The sequence below is a fragment of the Bacillus sp. Marseille-P3661 genome (assembly GCF_900240995.1).
Taxonomy (GTDB): Bacteria; Bacillota; Bacilli; order Bacillales; family Bacillaceae_J; genus OESV01.
In genome coordinates this window covers 63,423-81,002 of the sequence record NZ_LT965954.1, presented here as the reverse complement: position 1 = coordinate 81,002, position 17,580 = coordinate 63,423, and the positions used below count along the sequence as shown (strand labels likewise).

The following is a 17,580-nucleotide window of genomic DNA, read 5'->3' as shown; positions in this document are numbered from 1 at the left end:
CATGGAAAAAATTAAATTTGACCAGTTAAATGAAGAATTGTTTCATGAAAAAATGCCAAACGGTTTAGATGTATACTTATTACCTAAGCATGGTTTTAACAAAACATATGCTACTTTTACAACAAAGTATGGTAGCATTGACAATCGATTTGTACCTTTAAATCATAATGAAGAGTTACATGTTCCTGATGGAATTGCCCATTTCTTAGAGCATAAATTATTTGAAAAAGAAGATGGCGATGTTTTTCAACAGTTTAGTAAACAAGGTGCCTCAGCAAATGCATTTACTTCGTTTACAAGAACAGCTTATTTGTTTTCAAGTACTTCCAATGTAAGCCAGAATTTAGAAACGCTTATCGATTTTGTTCAAAGTCCATATTTTACAGAACAAACAGTTGAGAAGGAAAAAGGAATCATTGGACAAGAGATTACTATGTATGATGATAATCCTGATTGGAGAGCTTATTTTGGCTTAATAGAAAATATGTACCATCACCATCCCGTAAAGATTGATATAGCGGGTACAATTGAGTCAATTGCTATGATAACAAAGGATTTGCTATATACATGTTATGAAACATTTTATCATCCAAGTAATATGTTGTTATTTGTTGTTGGGCCAATTGACCATGAAGAAGTAATGGAACAAGTTCGCCAAAACCAAGCAAAAAAACAATTTGAACCCCAAAAGGAAATTCAGCGTTTCTTTGATGACGAGCCGATCGAGGTAGCTAGAGAAAAACACGTTATTTCTATGCCTGTTCAAACCTCTAAATGTTTAGTAGGAGTTAAAGCTAAGAATACCAATCGTCAAGGTACAGAACTTTTAAAACAAGAGTTAACAGTAAATGTATTGTTAGATATATTGTTTGGTAAAGGGTCGAAACATTATGAGGGGCTGTATAATCAAGGTTTAATTGATGATACTTTCTCATTCGATTATACCGAAGAGCAAGGTTTTGGTTTTGCCATGGTAGGTGGAGACACTGGTCAACCAGATGAACTTGCAGTTCGGCTAAAAGAAATCATGTTAAACTTTAAAGCTGATGAACTGCAGGAAGGCTACTTATCGAGAATAAAAAAGAAGAAAATTGGTTCTTTTTTAAGGGCGCTTAATTCTCCAGAATATATTGCAAATCAATTTACTAGATATCAGTTTAATCAAATGAATTTATTTGATATAGTTTCTACTCTTGAACAAATTGAATATAGTGACTTGGAAAAGGTTGCAAATGACCTTTTTGATGAACGTTGCTTTACAGTATTTCAAGTCGTCCCTAAATAGAAAAGCGGAAGTCGATCGAACAGCCCCGGTAGGCAAGCATCGGCTAAAACCGCGACATCCTGTCGCAACGCCGATACTAGCACGTCCTGTGCGTCGTGTTCTTCCGACGAAGAAGTCGATAGACTTCCCGAGGAGGAAGGTTATTTGACCCGGAGGGGCTATCGACTGTAGCTGGCCAAATAGAAAAGCGGAAGTCGATTGATCAGCCCCGGTAGGCAATCATCGGCTAAAACCGCGACATCCTGTCGCAACGCCGATACTAGCACGTCCTGTGCGTCGTGTTCTTCCGCCGAAGAAGTCGATAGACTTCCGGAGGAGGAAGGTTATTTGACCCGGAGGGGCTATCGACTGAAGCTAGCCAAATAGAAAAGCGGAAGTCGATCGATCAGCCAAAATAGGGAAAAATATAAAAAACGTCCAATCTTTTTAACAGGTTTACTTTAGAGGTGCAAACATTGTAAAACACATAGGAAAGCGCACTTGAATTCACTTTATAATTCACAGTGCGTTTTTTATTGATTTATAAACATTTTGGCGAATTTTAATAACTTATCGTCTCCTAATTCACATAGTAAATCACAGGGTATGAAATAAATATTGGAGGGTGCTTGATTTTGAGATTTAGTATGTAGATTATAATTGAGTAACCAGAGTTATTAATAAGCGGAGATTTTTCGGTTAAACAGCAGGATAGAGCTTGGTTTGGGGTATATAAGCGGAGATTTTCCGATTAAGCAAAGCAAAGGTACCCATTTTTACGTTTTTCGAGTAAATAGGCGGAATCTTTCCGTCTATTTAAGCTATTTTCAGTGCCATTTCCTAATTAAGCGAAATTTCTCCGCTTATATATCAAACTCGCTTTAGCATCTAATGAAATTGGACAACTTACGGATGGTTTCGGGGGAAAATGAAAAGTAAAAAGGGATTAGAGATATTGCATCTCTAATCCTTTTTACTGTGAAGTTTATGTGATTTGCTATTTGATTCGGTCTGCGATTTACCGTTTTGCACCTCACAAGTAAACCCGTTACAATCTTTTGGACGTTTTTTGTTGGATTTAAGAAATGTAAATTATAGTATATAATCTGATTAGCTTACACATTCAAGATTTTTAGAGGTGGGATAAAATGAGTAAATGGGCACTTATCACTGGTGCAAGTGGGGGGATTGGACAAGCGATAGCTAAAACATTAGCACAGGAAGGATATAATCTATATCTCCATTACAATACCAATAAGCCACAACTAACTAAGCTGTTTGATGAGTTTAAAGTTGAGTACAAATTAATAAACGCGGACCTTTCATCTTCTGAAGGTGTTTATTCCTTAATAAAAGAAATAACTCATGATGTTGACGTAATCATCCATAATGCGGGTCAAGGTTACCATGGTTTAATGACGGATATGTCAGATTTACAAATTCAACAAATGGTTCAACTTCATGTTACAAGTCCGTTTATGTTAACAAAATACCTCATTCCACCCATGATAAATAAGAAAAGTGGGAAAATTGTTGTGATTACATCCGTTTGGGGGAAAGTTGGTGCCTCGTGTGAAGTCCTATATTCTATGGTTAAAGGTGGACAGAATACATTTGTAAAAGCACTTGCAAAGGAGTTAGCTCCGTCGGGTATTAATATAAATGGAATTGCACCAGGTTCAGTTGAAACCGCAATGCTAGATGTTTTTTCAGAAAATGATAAACAACTAATCAGAGATGAAATTCCGATGGGTCGTCTTGGAAAACCAGAGGAAATTGCCGATGCGGTCTCTTTTCTAATATCTGAAAAAGCAACCTATATAAACGGAGAAATTCTGTCAATAAATGGAGCATGGTTTACATGAATAATATTTGCCAAATTTGACATGATAAAAATGAATATATCCTTAAGGAGTGAATGAATATGTCAGTACTAGATAATTTTGATCAATGGAAAGACTTTTTAGAAGGCCGTCTTAATCAAGCAAAGGGTGATGGAATTGATCAACAAACAATTTCAAATTTAGCATATGAAGTAGGGGAATACCTTGCACAAGAAGTTGAACCTAAAAACCCAGAAGAGAAGTTATTAGCCGAGCTTTGGAAAGTAGCTAGCGAAGAGGAACAACACGCTATTGCTAACATGATGGTTAAACTTGTACAAAATTCATAATATAGTACCAAATGAGGAGGCACTTTTGTTGCCTCCTTTTAATTTATGGTATAAATTGTCGAGATTTGTTTATTATTCTTTTCTATTACTATAAAATCATTTATTATAGAGAAGTAATCGAATAAATATATATATAAGAAAAAGGCCATTAGGTCATCACAATTTTCCATACGGGTAAAACCCCGAAAAGGAGGGCTGTTAAATGGAAAGGCAAGAATGGTATCTGGAATATGAGATTGTCATCAATCGTCCTGGATTACTTGGAGATATTTCTTCATTATTAGGTATGTTATCCATTAACATAGTTACAATAAATGGTGTAGAGGATAGTCGAAGAGGATTGTTAATTTTATGTAAGGAAAATCATCAAATTAAGCGACTTGAATCGATTTTGAATACACTTGATAATATTCGTTTAATCAAGCTCCGTATACCAACACTCAGAGATAGATTAGCGGTAAGGCATGGAAGGTATATCCACCGCGAAAAAGACGATAAAAAAACATTTCGATTTGTTCGTGACGAGCTCGGGATTCTAGTTGATTTCATGGCAGAGTTATTTAAAAAGAATGGACATAAACTAATAGGAATTCGTGGAATGCCTAGGGTAGGTAAAACGGAGTCTATTGTTGCAGCAAGTGTTTGTGCAAATAAAAGATGGCTATTTGTATCGTCAACATTGCTTAAACAAACAATCCGGAGTCAATTAATCGAAGAAGAATATCGTGAAGATCATTTATACATAATTGATGGAATTGTATCAACAAAACGTGCAACCGAACGTCATTGGCAATTAGTTCGTGAAATTATGCGGCTACCTGCTACCAAGGTAATCGAACATCCGGATATTTTTGTTCAGCATACTGAATACACATTGGATGATTTTGATTATATTATAGAACTTAGAAATGATTATGATGAAGAAATATCTTATGATTTAGTTGAAGAACCTCTTTCATCTGATTCATCCTTTGGTTTTTCATCCTTCGATTTTTAATATATTATACGAATGATTTGAGGGTAAAGGACACATAAACAAAATTTTATGTCCTCTTTAGAATTGCTATTTTCCATATTGGACAAATTAAGTAAAAATCGAAAAAAGTAATTGTAAATAATTGTCCAGATATAGCGCCTAGCCCTTAGGTTAAGTTTCTATAAGGGTTTACCAAAAGGTGCATGCGCTTTTACTACTTTGTAAATGGACGGTGTTATTATTGACTGAATTAGGAAAACGATTAGAAGAAGCAAGGGTTCAAAAAAAACTCACCCTTGATGAGCTTCAAACTATTACAAAAATACAAAAAAGATATTTAAAAGCTATAGAAGATGGCAATTATGATATTCTCCCAGGTAAATTCTATGCAAGGGCTTTTATTAAGCAATACGCAGAAGCCGTTGATCTAGACCCAGATATGCTTTTTGATGAATTCGTATCAGAAATTCCTAAATCCGGTTCAGATGTACCGTCGGGTTTATCTAGGGTACATTCGAAACAAGCGACTGTATCTTCAACTTCTTCTGCCGTATTTTCAATGTTACCAAAAGTTTTAGTATTTTGTTTAGTGATTGGTGTTGCTATATTTATTTGGGTGTTCATGCAAAAACAAGATGTTGCGAATAATTCAAACGATAATTCACCTGGAGCAGCGGTGGAAAGTCAAGAGGATGAAAGTGTAACCATCGTTACATCACCGGAGAAAATAGAGGAACCTAAGGAATCCACTGAAGAAGAACAGGACAGCGAACCAGAACCTCAAGTTGAAACAACAACCGAAGAGATTCCACCACCTGTGCAGCAGCTTGTTCAAACAGAACAAACAAATGGTACGACGCCTAATACTACATATGAATTAAAGAATACGGATGTCTTTAAAATGGATGTAACAGCCACTCAAGCGGGACGGAGTTATGTGGGCATTAAAAATGGAATTGGAAAGTCCTTCTTTGCGGGTGAAATGAAAAACGGTGAGACAGCTAGTTATGACTTCTCATCAGAACAAGAAATTGAATTAAACATTGGTCGAACATTAGATGTTGAGATTAAAATTAATGGTCAACCTTTTGAATATCCAATTCCGCCAGCTGATAAGGTTCATCAAAAAGTGAAATTCATATTCAATAAAGAGATACAATAAAAATGAGTCATCAGTACAATTGATGGCTCTTTTCATGCAAAATGAATGGAGTGAATGACAGGTGAATTTACCTAATAAAATTACAATCTCAAGGATCTTCATGATTCCTATTTTCCTAATATTTATGGTAGTACCATTTAATTTTGGTTCTATTGTTGTTTTTAGTGATACACTGCCAGTCGCTCACTTAATAGGTGCACTTATTTTTATTATCGCTTCGACAACTGACTGGATAGATGGATATTTAGCTCGAAAACATAACCTTGTCACTAATCTAGGTAAATTTCTAGATCCCTTGGCAGATAAGTTATTAGTATCAGCTGCATTAATTGCATTGGTAGAGTTACAGCTAGCCCCAGCATGGATGGTTATCATTATAATTAGCCGTGAATTTGCAGTCACGGGGTTAAGATTAGTTGCAGCTGGAGAAGGAGAAGTAATGGCTGCGGGACAGTTGGGGAAAATAAAAACTGTCGCCCAAATAATCGCGATTTCAGCGCTTTTATTACATAATGTTCCTTTTACTGCAATTGGAATACCACTTGGTGATATCGCTTTATGGATTGCAGTTATCTTTACTGTTGTATCAGGTTGGGATTACTTTGCAAAAAACAAAAGTGTTTTTGCTAATTCAAAATAAGGATTCAGCCGCTTTAGTCGGTATATTTTTTCATTGTAAATAATAAATTAGTAATCAATTAGTTGCTGATTAATTCGGAGGTATAAAGAGTGAATGCTGAAATAATTGCTGTGGGAACGGAATTGTTGCTCGGTCAAATCGCAAATACTAATGCTCAATATCTTTCTTCGGAGCTGGCTCAATTAGGAATAAATGTTTTTTACCATACAGCTGTTGGAGATAATTCATCACGACTTAAAGATGTAATAAAAGGAGCTCAGCAAAGATCAAATTTAATTATCTTTACAGGTGGTCTTGGCCCTACGAAAGATGATTTAACGAAAGAGACCGTTGCATCTGTATTATCGGTAGAGTTAGAACATGATCAAAAAGCTTTAAATCAAATTGAACAGTACTTTCAAAGAACCAATCGGCATATGACTGAAAATAATAAAAAACAAGCGTTGGTATTAAAGGGGGCTACCGTATTCCCAAACGATAACGGAATGGCACCCGGCATTGCGTATAAGAATAAGGATTGTTTATATTTATTATTTCCAGGGCCGCCGTCTGAATTAAAGCTGATGTTTGATAAGTATGGTAGATCGTTTTTATTAGAGCAGTTAGAAACAAAACAATTTATGGAATCAAGAGTTTTAAGGTTTTTTGGCATTGGTGAATCACAGTTAGAAACGGAAATTGAAGACTTAATCGATTCACAGAAAAACCCAACGATAGCACCGCTCGCGGGTGAGGGAGAAGTAACTTTAAGACTAACAGCAAAAGACAATTCTCTTGATAGAGTTACGGAAATGCTGAATAAGGTTGAAGAGGAGATTCAAAGGCGAGTTGGTACATTTTTTTACGGTTATGGCACCACTAGTTTGCATAGTGAGCTATTTAAGAAACTACAGGAAAAAAAATTAACGATTTCAAGTGCTGAAAGTTTAACAGGCGGCAGCTTTGCTAACGAGTTAACCTCATTTAACGGAGCATCACTAGTTTATCAAGGTAGTATAGTATGCTATCAAAATGAGGTTAAAGAAAAGTTGTTAAATGTATCACCGCAGGTTATAAAGGAACACGGTGCTGTTAGTTTTGAATGTGCTAAGCAGATGGCAGAACAAGTTAGACAAACTTTAAATAGTGATATAGGTGTTAGTTTTACTGGTGTTGCGGGCCCTGCTGAGCAGGAAGGTAAGCCGGTTGGCACAGTTTTTATAGGGATTTCAATAAAAAATAGTAAAACGGAAGTATATACATTAAAGCTATCAGGCAGTCGGAATGGTATTCGAAATCGTGCTGTAAAGTATGCCAATTTCTACCTTTTAAAACTATTATCATAATCTGAAAAAAAAATTTAAAAAATCGAGAAATCTAAAATTCAGAGGGGATTCCCCTTTGAATTTTTTATTTTCTCTTAACAAAAATTGAATTTCCAATACTTCTTTCTACCGAAAAAACATTCGAATGAATGTTCGATTATGATTGGCAAAATCCTAAAAAAGAGGTATGATAATTAATAGATTATTAGAAGGAGGATTTTATAATGAGTGATCGCCAGGCTGCACTTGAGCAGGCTTTAAGACAAATAGAGAAACAATTCGGTAAAGGTTCAATTATGAAACTCGGTGAGCAAACTGATAGAAAGTTAGCTACTATATCAAGCGGATCCCTTGCTTTAGATATTGCATTAGGAATTGGTGGCTATCCACGAGGAAGAATCATTGAAGTATATGGCCCAGAATCATCAGGTAAAACAACTGTTGCACTTCACGCCATAGCGGAAGTCCAACAACAAGGTGGTACAGCAGCGTTTATCGACGCTGAACATGGTGTGTCTTGTTTCTAATCCAGGTATAGTAGAAATACTATATGAATGATTAGAGGGACAGAGACCACGAAGGATACAATCCCCTTCATAAAATCGGTGGTATATGTCCTAACTTCATTACTGAATAGAACGGTGAAATTCCGTTTCAAGAACATTGGTTGGGTTCTTGCTCTAATACCCCGACGTGCGGTGATATAGCACTATATCACGGTACGAAGCTCGGAGAGGTCGGCGAAAATCAGACCTGTGAAGTGGTTAGAGAAGTAGTCGGGAGTCCATAAAGTTTCTATGACTAAAGAATGCATTTGCATTGGAATGAACCTGCGGAAGTACGGCTCGTAATGCGTGGGAAATCGAAATAAGAAGATTTCCACCTCCAAGTGAGGTTCAGTCTCGGATACAGTATTCATGTTTGCTGTTATCTGAACTTACCCTGTAAAGGATAAGAGTTCTTAGCCGACCAACCAATTGGCGAAAGAATGGCTGACGGGTCAGAGTAGGGGTCTAAGGAAACGATGATAAGGATAGGTAATGAGGAACAAGAGAACCCCGTCAGTGAATGCCAAAGTGAGTGCAAGCTGATGTCACTAAACAGTAGGAAATGACTGTTGAAGACGGGGGGCTGCTGCCCGTAGTAGTGTTGAAACAGGGTAATGCCTGTGGAGCGAAGGGGCATAGTCAAGATATGTTTATCGGATGTAAACTATTTCATTACAAATTAATGAGTTTATGGAAGCCGTGAGAAAGGTTTTTAGAATATGAAACCTTTGGTGAGCCTAACTGACTAAAGACATATAGCCCTTAATGTTAATAAGATAACTTTTTAAAAATAGGGTGAAGAATATGTCTCAAAAACTAAACGCTCCCACAGACGAAGCAGAGCTAAGAATGACCCTTGATAAACTCTATCAAAGCACTCGAAATTCTATTGAGAATGACGAGTTGCCAAGTTTTAAAGGACTCTTGGAAGTGGCGATTAGTAGAACAGTTATAATATCAGCAATTCATAAAATAAAAGCAAACAAAGGTAGTAAAACGGCTGGTACTGATAACGTCTTAATGCAGGACATACTATCTAAACAATTTGACGAAGTTATAGACTTAGTTCAAAGAACAATGGAAAACTATAAACCGAAAGAATTAAGAAGGGTTTATATACCAAAACCTGGTAAAAGGGAAAAACGACCATTAGGAATCCCAGCTTTAATTGATAGGATAATACAGGAATGTATTAGAATAACGATTGAGCCGATTCTTGAAGCGCAGTTCTTCAAACATTCATACGGTTTTAGACCTATGAGAGACGCAAAACAAGCTGTAGAACGGGCAATTTTCATTGGAACTAAGATTAAATATAACTGGGTAGTCGAAGGAGACATCAAAGGTTTTTTTGACAACGTTAATCATAATATCCTAATAAAGCAACTTTGGCACATGGGGATCAGAGATAGCCGAATTCTTATGATAATCAAAGAAATGCTCAAAGCAGGAATTATGAACGAAATCAAAAGAAACGAATTAGGAATTCCACAAGGAGGAATAATCTCCCCTCTCTTAGCGAATGTTTATCTCCACAAACTCGATGAATGGGTTTCAAGAGAGTGGGAAGAAAAAGAGCTAAGAAATGGAACTAAATCGAGAATAGCAAAACTTAGCTCCTTACGGAATTATTCTTCCATAACAAGACCTGAATTCTTTCTACGGTATGCAGATGATTGGGTTCTCTTTACGGATAGTAAGGAAAATGCAGAAAAATGGAAGTACAGGATTAAAGAATTTCTTAACGACAAACTTAAACTTGAAATATCTGACGAGAAAACCTTTGTCACTAATATGAAAAAGAAACCTATCAAGTTTCTTGGTTTCCGAATTAAAATGGTGCAAAAAGGCAATGGGTATGTAGGGTATTCCTATCCAGATAAAGACAAACTCGAAAAGAAATTCAAGGAAATAAGTAAAGACTTAAAGAAACTGAAATTCTGTTCTGATGAAGAGTGGTTAATAAATGATATCAATGTAATAAACAGTAAGTTTAGAGGTATCATCAATTACTACAACTCCTCACCGGGCATCAACCTAATCATGAGAGATTTTAGAGAAAATCTAAAATACACTGCATATAAAAGTATAAAGAAATACGGTGGCGACTGGATTCCTACAAATCAATGTCAAAACCTTAAAACCTTCTACCCCGACAGGACTGAACAAGTCCCTGCCGTCAAATACAAGAATCAAAGGATAGGATTTATTTCACTAAGTTTTGCAACTTGGGTAAAATACCCAAAGAAAAATCAAGACGAGACTCCGTACTCAGTGGAAGGAAGAGAGCTATATTTCAAAAGGTCGAAAAACAGACCACTTTTACTCAGAACAGAAGCTCTCCTAAACTCCGAACACCTTGCACTAATACTTGCAGGAAATAAGCGTAAACTTTACACCTACGAATATTTTATGAATAGATGTTATGCGTTTAACAGGGACAAAGGAAAATGCTCTATATGCAAAGAAACCTTAACAGGGATCGGGGATACACAAACCCACCATATAGATAATAAACTACCTTTCGACCAAGTTAACAAAGTCTCTAATCTTACCACGACCTGTAACAAATGCCATACTTTAATACATGCGAAGGAATTAACCGACAAGGAAACATTCCATTTGAAGAAGAATTCAATTCTTAAACTTCATAAATATCGTGAATTGGCATTAAGGGAGTAAAGTTAATCACTGTAATGAAAAATATCTTGATGGAACGCCGTATGCGGGGAAACTCGCACGTACGGTGTGAAGCGGGGGAAAACAGCTCCTACGAGTAATGTTGAGGATGACTGTTACCTATCGCTAACGCTCGATCCGATTTATGCTGAGAAACTAGGCGTTAATATTGACGAGCTTTTATTATCACAACCTGATACTGGGGAACAGGCGTTGGAAATTGCGGAAGCGTTAGTACGAAGCGGTGCCGTTGATATTATTGTAGTTGACTCGGTTGCAGCATTAGTACCGAAAGCTGAGATTGAAGGCGAAATGGGTGACTCACATATCGGTTTACAAGCCCGTCTTATGTCACAAGCATTACGTAAATTATCAGGTGCAATTAACAAATCAAAAACGATTGCTATTTTTATAAATCAGATTCGTGAAAAAGTAGGCGTGATGTTTGGGAATCCAGGTGCGCTTTGTTCCTAGACAAAATGTTGCTGAAAGGCACAAATAAAGCTAGGGGATATTGAAGAATCAATATCTAACTCTTTATTCTGATTTTGAAGGGGGAAGTTCCCTTCCCAATGAAATACTGGTCATTGGATACCCTGAGACTACGACATGCAGTTATCAATGTCGAGAAACTGTATGAAGCTCGTTGAAGTCGCTGAAAAATCAACCTAAGGGTTCAAAAGAAATTTTGAATCTATGGTGGGTGAAGTAAGCGGGGGGCTATAAAGTGGCTATGTCTACCGAAAGGGAATCTCCGTATGTACGGCTCGTTACCGAAACATCACCGAAAGGTGATGGCTCATTATGAGTCTGAGAGTGGTCTGACACTTCTGGGTGTGAAGGACGACATTTATCCTACAAAGGATATTTGCTTTAAGACCTCCAGTAATGGTTGAAAAAGTTCTCAGCGGGCTATAGGGGAAGGCTAAGGCGACTATGTTAAAAGCTAAGAATAAAGGGAACAAAGGAAGCCTAGAAGAGAATGATAAAGTTGACATTAACGGAAGTCTCTAAACAGTAGGAAATGACTGTTGAATCTAGGTGACAGCAGCCCGTAGTAGCTATGAAACACTGATAATAAGGTGTGGAGCGAAGGGGCATAGTCAGTGACAAGAAGAAAATAAATTAGCCCGTCAAGGAAGCCGTTGTGCATACCTGACTAAACCCAAAAGAAATTCACTCCGAAAGGAGGGATGCTTTTGGCTCAAAAATTTGACTATCCGCAGACGGAACAAGGTCTAAGGAACATTCAAGATAAACTGTATCGAGTAACAAAAGAAGAACTCGATAAAGGATTAAAGCCTAGATTCAAAGGTTTAATCGAGATAATGAGTTCAGATGCAACAATCGTCACCGCTATTCATAACATTAAAGCAAATAGAGGAGCGAATACCTCTGGAGCTGATGATGAAACGATGAACGATATATTGCAAAAGAATTATCATCAAGTATTGGATGAGGTCAAAGAAAAGTTTAGGAACTACGTACCGCTTGAAGTAAGACGAGTATGGATACCTAAACCGGGAAAAAACGAAGAAAGACCACTTGGTATACCTGCGATAGTCGATAGGATAATACAAGAGTGCGTCAGAATCGTCCTAGACCCCATATTTGAAGCACAATTTTACAGACACTCATATGGTTTCCGTCCAATGAGAGACGCTCATATGGCTCTAAAAAGAGTCGCGACAGTGGTACACAGGACAAAACACCATTGGATAGTCGAAGGTGATATAAGTAAATTCTTCGACAATGTAAATCATAATGTTTTGTTAAAGAAAATGTGGAATATGGGAATCAGAGACCAAAGAGTATTAATGATGATAAAAGCAATGCTCAAAGCAGGAATAATGGACGAAATGAAGGGAAATCCGTTGGGAACTCCCCAAGGAGGTATAATATCTCCATTACTAGCCAACATCTATTTACATAAATTGGATGAATGGATAGTAAGAGAATGGGAAAGTAAAGAAACGGAGATTGATTTCGCAAATCAAAGCGGAAAATATCGAGCCTTAAGGAAAACAAAATTAAAACCTGCATTTTTCATAAGGTACGCAGATGATTGGGTATTAGTAACTGATACAAAGTCGAATGCGGAAAAATGGAAAAAGAGAATTGCGACATATCTCGATACGAACCTAAAGTTAAAACTATCAGATGAGAAAACCTTGATTACGGACTGCACCAAGCGAAATATAAAATTCGTAGGCTTTGAAATGAAAGCAACAGTGCAGTTCAGAGAACCTAAGGGAAAAAAGGACAGTGGAGCAGATAAAACTCGACTAACACTCATAACAAAAACACGACCCGAAAGGGATAAATTTCGCGCAAAGGTTATGGAGATAAACCGAAGTATAAGGAGATTCAGAAGAATACCTGACTTCGAGAAAGCTGTCCATCATCTGAACATAGTTAACAGCAAAATAAGGGGCTTGGTTAACTATTTCAAAGTAGCAACAGCCTTTGGAGAGGAAGCCAAAAAATATTCCTCAAAACTGCAAATGAACGGTTATCAACATCTAAAAAGATATGGTGCGGAATTGGTAAAAACATCAGATGTAAAAAATCTATTAGAGGTACATTCAGAGTACCATCAAACGATTCCAGCAGTCGATGTAGGGAATAAAACATACATTGGCTTAACAAACCTAAGCTTTGGTAAATGGACTGAACCTAAGTCTAAGAACCAAGATGAAACACCATATTCTGAAGCAGGAAGAGCTTTGTATACGAAAAGAATGGAAAGAAAAAGACCGCTCGCAAGAGCTGATGATTATTTCCGTTTAGAAGTATCTAAGTTAATAAGTAGAGGAATGAAAGCACCTAAATATAATTTCGAATTCTATATGAATAGAGGATATATCATAAACAGGGATAAATTTAAATGCAGAGTATGCAGGTCAGAACTATCGTTACTGAATGCAGAAATTCATCACTGTAGTCCACGATTGCCTTTAGATATGGTAAATAAAGTAGAATATCTTGCATCGGTTTGTACTGATTGCCATATCAAAATACATGATGGACAGGATTATACCTCGAATGTAGAAAAGAAAATCTGGGCAAACATAATCAAATTCAGAAATAAATTGAATGTAACCAAAGATGAAGTTTCTTAGGGAGAAAAGCTAATTTATAATCATCTCAAGTAGTTAGGTGTGACTACAGTCATTGATGGAGCGCCGTGTGAGTTCGAAAGTCTCACGCACGGTGCGAAGTGGGGGAAAATAGCTCTGAACAGATAATGCTGAAGATGTCTATTACCTATCACTATAGACTACTCCAGGCGGACGCGCGCTTAAATTCTATTCGTCGATTCGACTAGAAGTACGCCGTGCTGAAACTATTAAACAAGGCAACGATATGGTCGGAAATAAAACGAAAATCAAAGTAGTAAAGAATAAGGTGGCGCCACCATTTAAATCAGCTGAAGTAGATATCATGTATGGCGAAGGTATTTCAATCCAAGGTGAAATTATCGATATCGGTTCTGACTTAGATATTGTTCAAAAAAGTGGGGCTTGGTACTCCTATAATGAAGAGCGTGTTGGTCAAGGACGCGAAAATGCAAAACAATTTTTAAAAGAAAACCCAGACGTTCAACGTGAAATCCATCAACAAATTCGTGCGCACTATGGCTTAGATAATCCCGTGTCAGCAGAATCTGAATTGGCAGCAGGACAAGAAGAATTATTTGATGAATAGAATAGTAGTTCAAAATAGAGACGTACAAAACGTCTCTATTTTTTTAGCAAGCTTGTTAAAGCATATTATTGAATTACCGATATGTTGATTGGAACGAAAGGAGCGGAAACAGCTGCGAGAAAAAGGCCAGTAGGACCCCGCAGGCGAAAGCCAAGGAATCTTCCGGCCCCCCTAAGGTTCGCACAGAGTCTGGAGCGTAAAATAATAAGTAAGTTTAACTACGCCTTTTAGAAGTTTTATTCAAGCAGCAAATTAAACAAACAAATTGAAGTTTTATGGGATTTTCGCTTAGGATTTGAATAGATCAAACTATGCAAATTTCTATCCGAATTCTAAACCGACTATACTTGACAATGGAAATGTCCACCTTTACAATTAAAATGTATAATTTCACTATTTTTAGATATTAAAAATTATGAAAGAATTATTGTGCTGTATGTTGTAACCTACTATGTGGCAATATACATGCCGACATCGTAACGAAATGGACGAAATTTAGAAACTTAAGATGTACAAGTCGATAGCAAAAGGAGGTGTAATGATGGACCTAATTACTATCATCTCCGTTTTGCTGGCCATACTTGTCGGTGCAGTTGTTGGTTATTTTGTTCGTAAATCCATTGCGGAAGCAAAGATTACTAGCGCAGAACACGCGGCTCAACAAATAATTGAAGATGCTAAACGCGAAGCTGAAGCATCTAAGAAAGAGGCCCTGCTAGAAGCAAAGGATGAAAATCATAAAATTCGTACAGAAGCGGAACGCGATATCCGTGAACGAAGGAGCGAGTTACAGAAACAAGAAAATCGATTAATGCAAAAGGAAGAGAATCTTGACCGTAAGGGCGAATCGCTAGATAAGCGTGAGTTAATGCTCGAGAAAAAAGAAGATTCACTTACCCTAAGACAACAGCATATTGAAGAGTTGGAAAGCAAAATGGGAGAAATGGTTCGTCAACAGCAAGTAGAGCTTGAACGAATTTCAAGCTTAACTCGTGAAGAAGCAAGACAAATTATTTTAGATAATCTTGACAAAGAGCTTTCACATGAAACTGCAGTCATGATAAAAGAAACTGAAAGTAGGGCGAAAGAAGAGGCCGATAAAAAAGCTAAAGAAATTCTTTCACTTGCTATTCAGCGCTGTGCCGCAGATCATGTTGCAGAGACAACCGTTTCAGTTGTAAATTTACCAAACGATGAAATGAAAGGCCGAATTATTGGACGTGAAGGTCGAAATATTAGAACGATTGAGACCTTAACAGGCATTGATTTGATTATTGATGATACTCCAGAGGCAGTAATTTTATCAGGTTTTGATCCAATTCGTCGTGAAACTGCTAGAATTGCACTTGAAAAGCTAGTCCAAGACGGACGTATTCATCCTGCAAGAATTGAAGAAATGGTAGAGAAATCTAGAAGAGAAGTAGATGAATATATACGTGAAGTTGGAGAGCAATCTACATTTGAGGTTGGTGTACATGGGCTCCATCCTGATCTAATTAAGATTCTAGGCCGATTAAAATATTGGACAAGTTATGGGCAAAATGTATTAAAACATTCAATGGAAGTTGCGTTTCTATCGGGCTTAATGGCTGCTGAACTTGGTGAGGATGAGACCCTTGCTAAAAGAGCTGGCTTATTACATGATATTGGTAAAGCTATTGATCATGAGGTCGAAGGAAGTCATGTTGAAATTGGTGTTGAGCTAGCGACGAAATATAAAGAACATCCAGTCGTTATTAATAGTATTGCTTCACATCATGGTGATACAGAACCAACCTCTATTATAGCTGTGTTGGTAGCTGCTGCAGATGCATTATCAGCAGCAAGGCCTGGTTCTAGAAGCGAAACGTTAGAAAATTATATTAGAAGACTTGAAAAACTAGAAGAAATTTCTGAATCTTACGATGGCGTTGAAAAATCATTTGCAATTCAAGCTGGTCGAGAAGTTCGGATTATGGTAAAACCGGATTCAGTCGATGATTTACAAGCACACAAGCTTGCAAGAGAAATTCGAAAAAGAATTGAAAGTGAGTTAGACTATCCCGGTCATATAAAAGTAACGGTCATTCGTGAAACTCGTGCCGTTGAATATGCAAAATAATATAAAAGCCAGTAGGTGTTATTTAAACACCTACTGGCTTTTAGTTTTACAAAGACAACTACATGTAATATGTGAATCATTCATGGTCATAGTTTCAACGTATTTTGACAATCTAGTTGGACTATGTGAAACTTGTATTATATATTTGCAATAGATAGGAGTTAATACATGAGAATTTTATTTGTTGGCGATGTAGTTGGTTCACCAGGGAGGGATATGGTCAAATCCTATTTGCCGAAACTGCAAAAGAAGTTTAAACCAACGATTACAATAATTAATGGAGAGAACGCAGCTGGAGGAAAAGGAATAACTGAAAAAATATATCGTTCTTTTCTTGAAATAGGTGCAAACGCGATTACGTTAGGAAATCATTCATGGGATAATCGTGAAATATTTGAATTCATTGATAGTGCAAAATATCTAATTAGACCAGCGAATTTTCCTGATAGTAATCCTGGGCAAGGTTATTTAATTTTAAATATTAATGGAATTGAAGTTGGAATTATTAATTTACAAGGTCGGACTTTTTTACCTCCGCTCGATTGTCCATTTAAAAAAGCAGATGAACTAATAGCGAAACTTAAAAAGAGAACAAATATCATTTTTGTTGATTTTCATGCTGAGGCGACAAGTGAAAAGCAGGCAATGGGATGGTATTTAAATGGACGTGTAACAGCGGTTGTTGGAACACATACACATGTCCAGACAGCAGATTATCGGATATTACCAGATGGTACAGCCTATATAACCGATGTTGGTATGACTGGCCCTTATGATGGCATATTGGGCGTTGAACGAGACGCTGTCCTAAAGAAGTTTTTAACTAATTTACCGGTCCGTTTCGAGGTCACAAACGGGCGAGAACAATTAAATGCTGTTATCATTGATGTTGATTCAAAAACAGGAAAAGCAAAAAGCATACAACCAATCCTTATAAATGAAGATCATCCGCTCTTTGAGTGAATTTTAAAAGTTTTTCGAAAAATAATCTGAAAGTTAGCAGGAATAACTGGTAATTTCGTGAA

At 36.9% G+C, this 17,580-nt stretch carries 11 protein-coding genes and 3 pseudogenes; all 14 read left to right on the top strand.

The features are described from left to right. Nucleotide 1 precedes the first annotated feature (1 nt). The 14 genes and pseudogenes from yfmH (at nucleotide 2) to C1724_RS11220 (ending at nucleotide 17,518) form a co-directional block, all read left to right on the top strand. On the top strand, nucleotides 2–1,285 hold the full coding sequence (yfmH, locus tag C1724_RS11285; protein WP_102346878.1) for an EF-P 5-aminopentanol modification-associated protein YfmH: 1,284 nt from the start codon (nucleotides 2–4) through the stop codon (nucleotides 1,283–1,285). Nucleotides 1,286–2,412: 1,127 nt separating this feature from the next. Then, nucleotides 2,413–3,129: an elongation factor P 5-aminopentanone reductase gene (gene ymfI / locus C1724_RS11280; protein WP_102346877.1), complete on the top strand. Its 717-nt coding sequence runs from the start codon at nucleotides 2,413–2,415 to the stop codon at nucleotides 3,127–3,129. Nucleotides 3,130–3,188: 59 nt separating this feature from the next. Then, nucleotides 3,189–3,437, top strand: coding sequence for a DUF3243 domain-containing protein (locus tag C1724_RS11275; protein ID WP_102346876.1), 249 nt, complete (start codon nucleotides 3,189–3,191; stop codon nucleotides 3,435–3,437). 202 nt (nucleotides 3,438–3,639) lie between these two features. Beyond that, a complete protein-coding gene (locus C1724_RS11270) occupies nucleotides 3,640–4,434 on the top strand; it encodes a DUF3388 domain-containing protein (RefSeq protein ID WP_102346875.1) in 795 nt (264 codons plus the stop codon). A 211-nt stretch (nucleotides 4,435–4,645) separates the two neighbouring features. Next, nucleotides 4,646–5,575: a helix-turn-helix domain-containing protein gene (locus C1724_RS11265; protein ID WP_258000428.1), complete on the top strand. Its 930-nt coding sequence runs from the start codon at nucleotides 4,646–4,648 to the stop codon at nucleotides 5,573–5,575. 61 nt (nucleotides 5,576–5,636) lie between these two features. Further along, the gene (gene pgsA / locus C1724_RS11260) at nucleotides 5,637–6,215 is read left to right on the top strand and encodes a CDP-diacylglycerol--glycerol-3-phosphate 3-phosphatidyltransferase (RefSeq protein ID WP_102346873.1); all 579 of its coding nucleotides are present in this window, start codon (nucleotides 5,637–5,639) and stop codon (nucleotides 6,213–6,215) included. Between the two features lie 89 nt (nucleotides 6,216–6,304). Next, nucleotides 6,305–7,540, top strand: coding sequence for a competence/damage-inducible protein A (locus tag C1724_RS11255; protein WP_102346872.1), 1,236 nt, complete (start codon nucleotides 6,305–6,307; stop codon nucleotides 7,538–7,540). Between the two features lie 203 nt (nucleotides 7,541–7,743). Further along, nucleotides 7,744–8,034 (top strand): annotated as a pseudogene (locus C1724_RS11250) (recombinase RecA); the annotation flags it as partial. An 837-nt stretch (nucleotides 8,035–8,871) separates the two neighbouring features. Then, the gene (ltrA, locus tag C1724_RS11245; RefSeq protein ID WP_258000378.1) at nucleotides 8,872–10,749 is read left to right on the top strand and encodes a group II intron reverse transcriptase/maturase; all 1,878 of its coding nucleotides are present in this window, start codon (nucleotides 8,872–8,874) and stop codon (nucleotides 10,747–10,749) included. Between the two features lie 66 nt (nucleotides 10,750–10,815). After that, nucleotides 10,816–11,202, top strand: a pseudogene (locus C1724_RS11240) (recombinase RecA); the annotation flags it as partial. A 743-nt stretch (nucleotides 11,203–11,945) separates the two neighbouring features. Next, nucleotides 11,946–13,868, top strand: a complete 1,923-nt coding sequence (ltrA, locus tag C1724_RS11235) for a group II intron reverse transcriptase/maturase (RefSeq protein WP_258000377.1) — start codon at nucleotides 11,946–11,948, stop codon at nucleotides 13,866–13,868. Nucleotides 13,869–14,025: 157 nt separating this feature from the next. Continuing rightward, nucleotides 14,026–14,454: pseudogene (locus tag C1724_RS11230) on the top strand (recombinase RecA); the annotation flags it as partial. Between the two features lie 541 nt (nucleotides 14,455–14,995). Further along, a complete protein-coding gene (gene rny / locus C1724_RS11225; RefSeq protein WP_102346870.1) occupies nucleotides 14,996–16,555 on the top strand; it encodes a ribonuclease Y in 1,560 nt (519 codons plus the stop codon). 168 nt (nucleotides 16,556–16,723) lie between these two features. Further along, entirely contained in the window at nucleotides 16,724–17,518 is a 795-nt protein-coding gene (locus tag C1724_RS11220) for a TIGR00282 family metallophosphoesterase (RefSeq protein WP_102346869.1), read from the top strand. The last annotated feature ends 62 nt before the right edge of the window (nucleotides 17,519–17,580 follow it).

What these genes read in the sequence shown, in the direction of transcription:
- yfmH (WP_102346878.1), top strand. Translation starts at nt 2, where the DNA reads ATGGAAAAAATTAAATTTGACCAGTTAAATGAAGAATTGTTTCATGAA.
- ymfI (WP_102346877.1), top strand. Translation starts at nt 2,413, where the DNA reads ATGAGTAAATGGGCACTTATCACTGGTGCAAGTGGGGGGATTGGACAA.
- C1724_RS11275 (WP_102346876.1), top strand. Translation starts at nt 3,189, where the DNA reads ATGTCAGTACTAGATAATTTTGATCAATGGAAAGACTTTTTAGAAGGC.
- C1724_RS11270 (WP_102346875.1), top strand. Translation starts at nt 3,640, where the DNA reads ATGGAAAGGCAAGAATGGTATCTGGAATATGAGATTGTCATCAATCGT.
- ltrA (WP_258000378.1), top strand. Translation starts at nt 8,872, where the DNA reads ATGTCTCAAAAACTAAACGCTCCCACAGACGAAGCAGAGCTAAGAATG.
- rny (WP_102346870.1), top strand. Translation starts at nt 14,996, where the DNA reads ATGGACCTAATTACTATCATCTCCGTTTTGCTGGCCATACTTGTCGGT.
- C1724_RS11220 (WP_102346869.1), top strand. Translation starts at nt 16,724, where the DNA reads ATGAGAATTTTATTTGTTGGCGATGTAGTTGGTTCACCAGGGAGGGAT.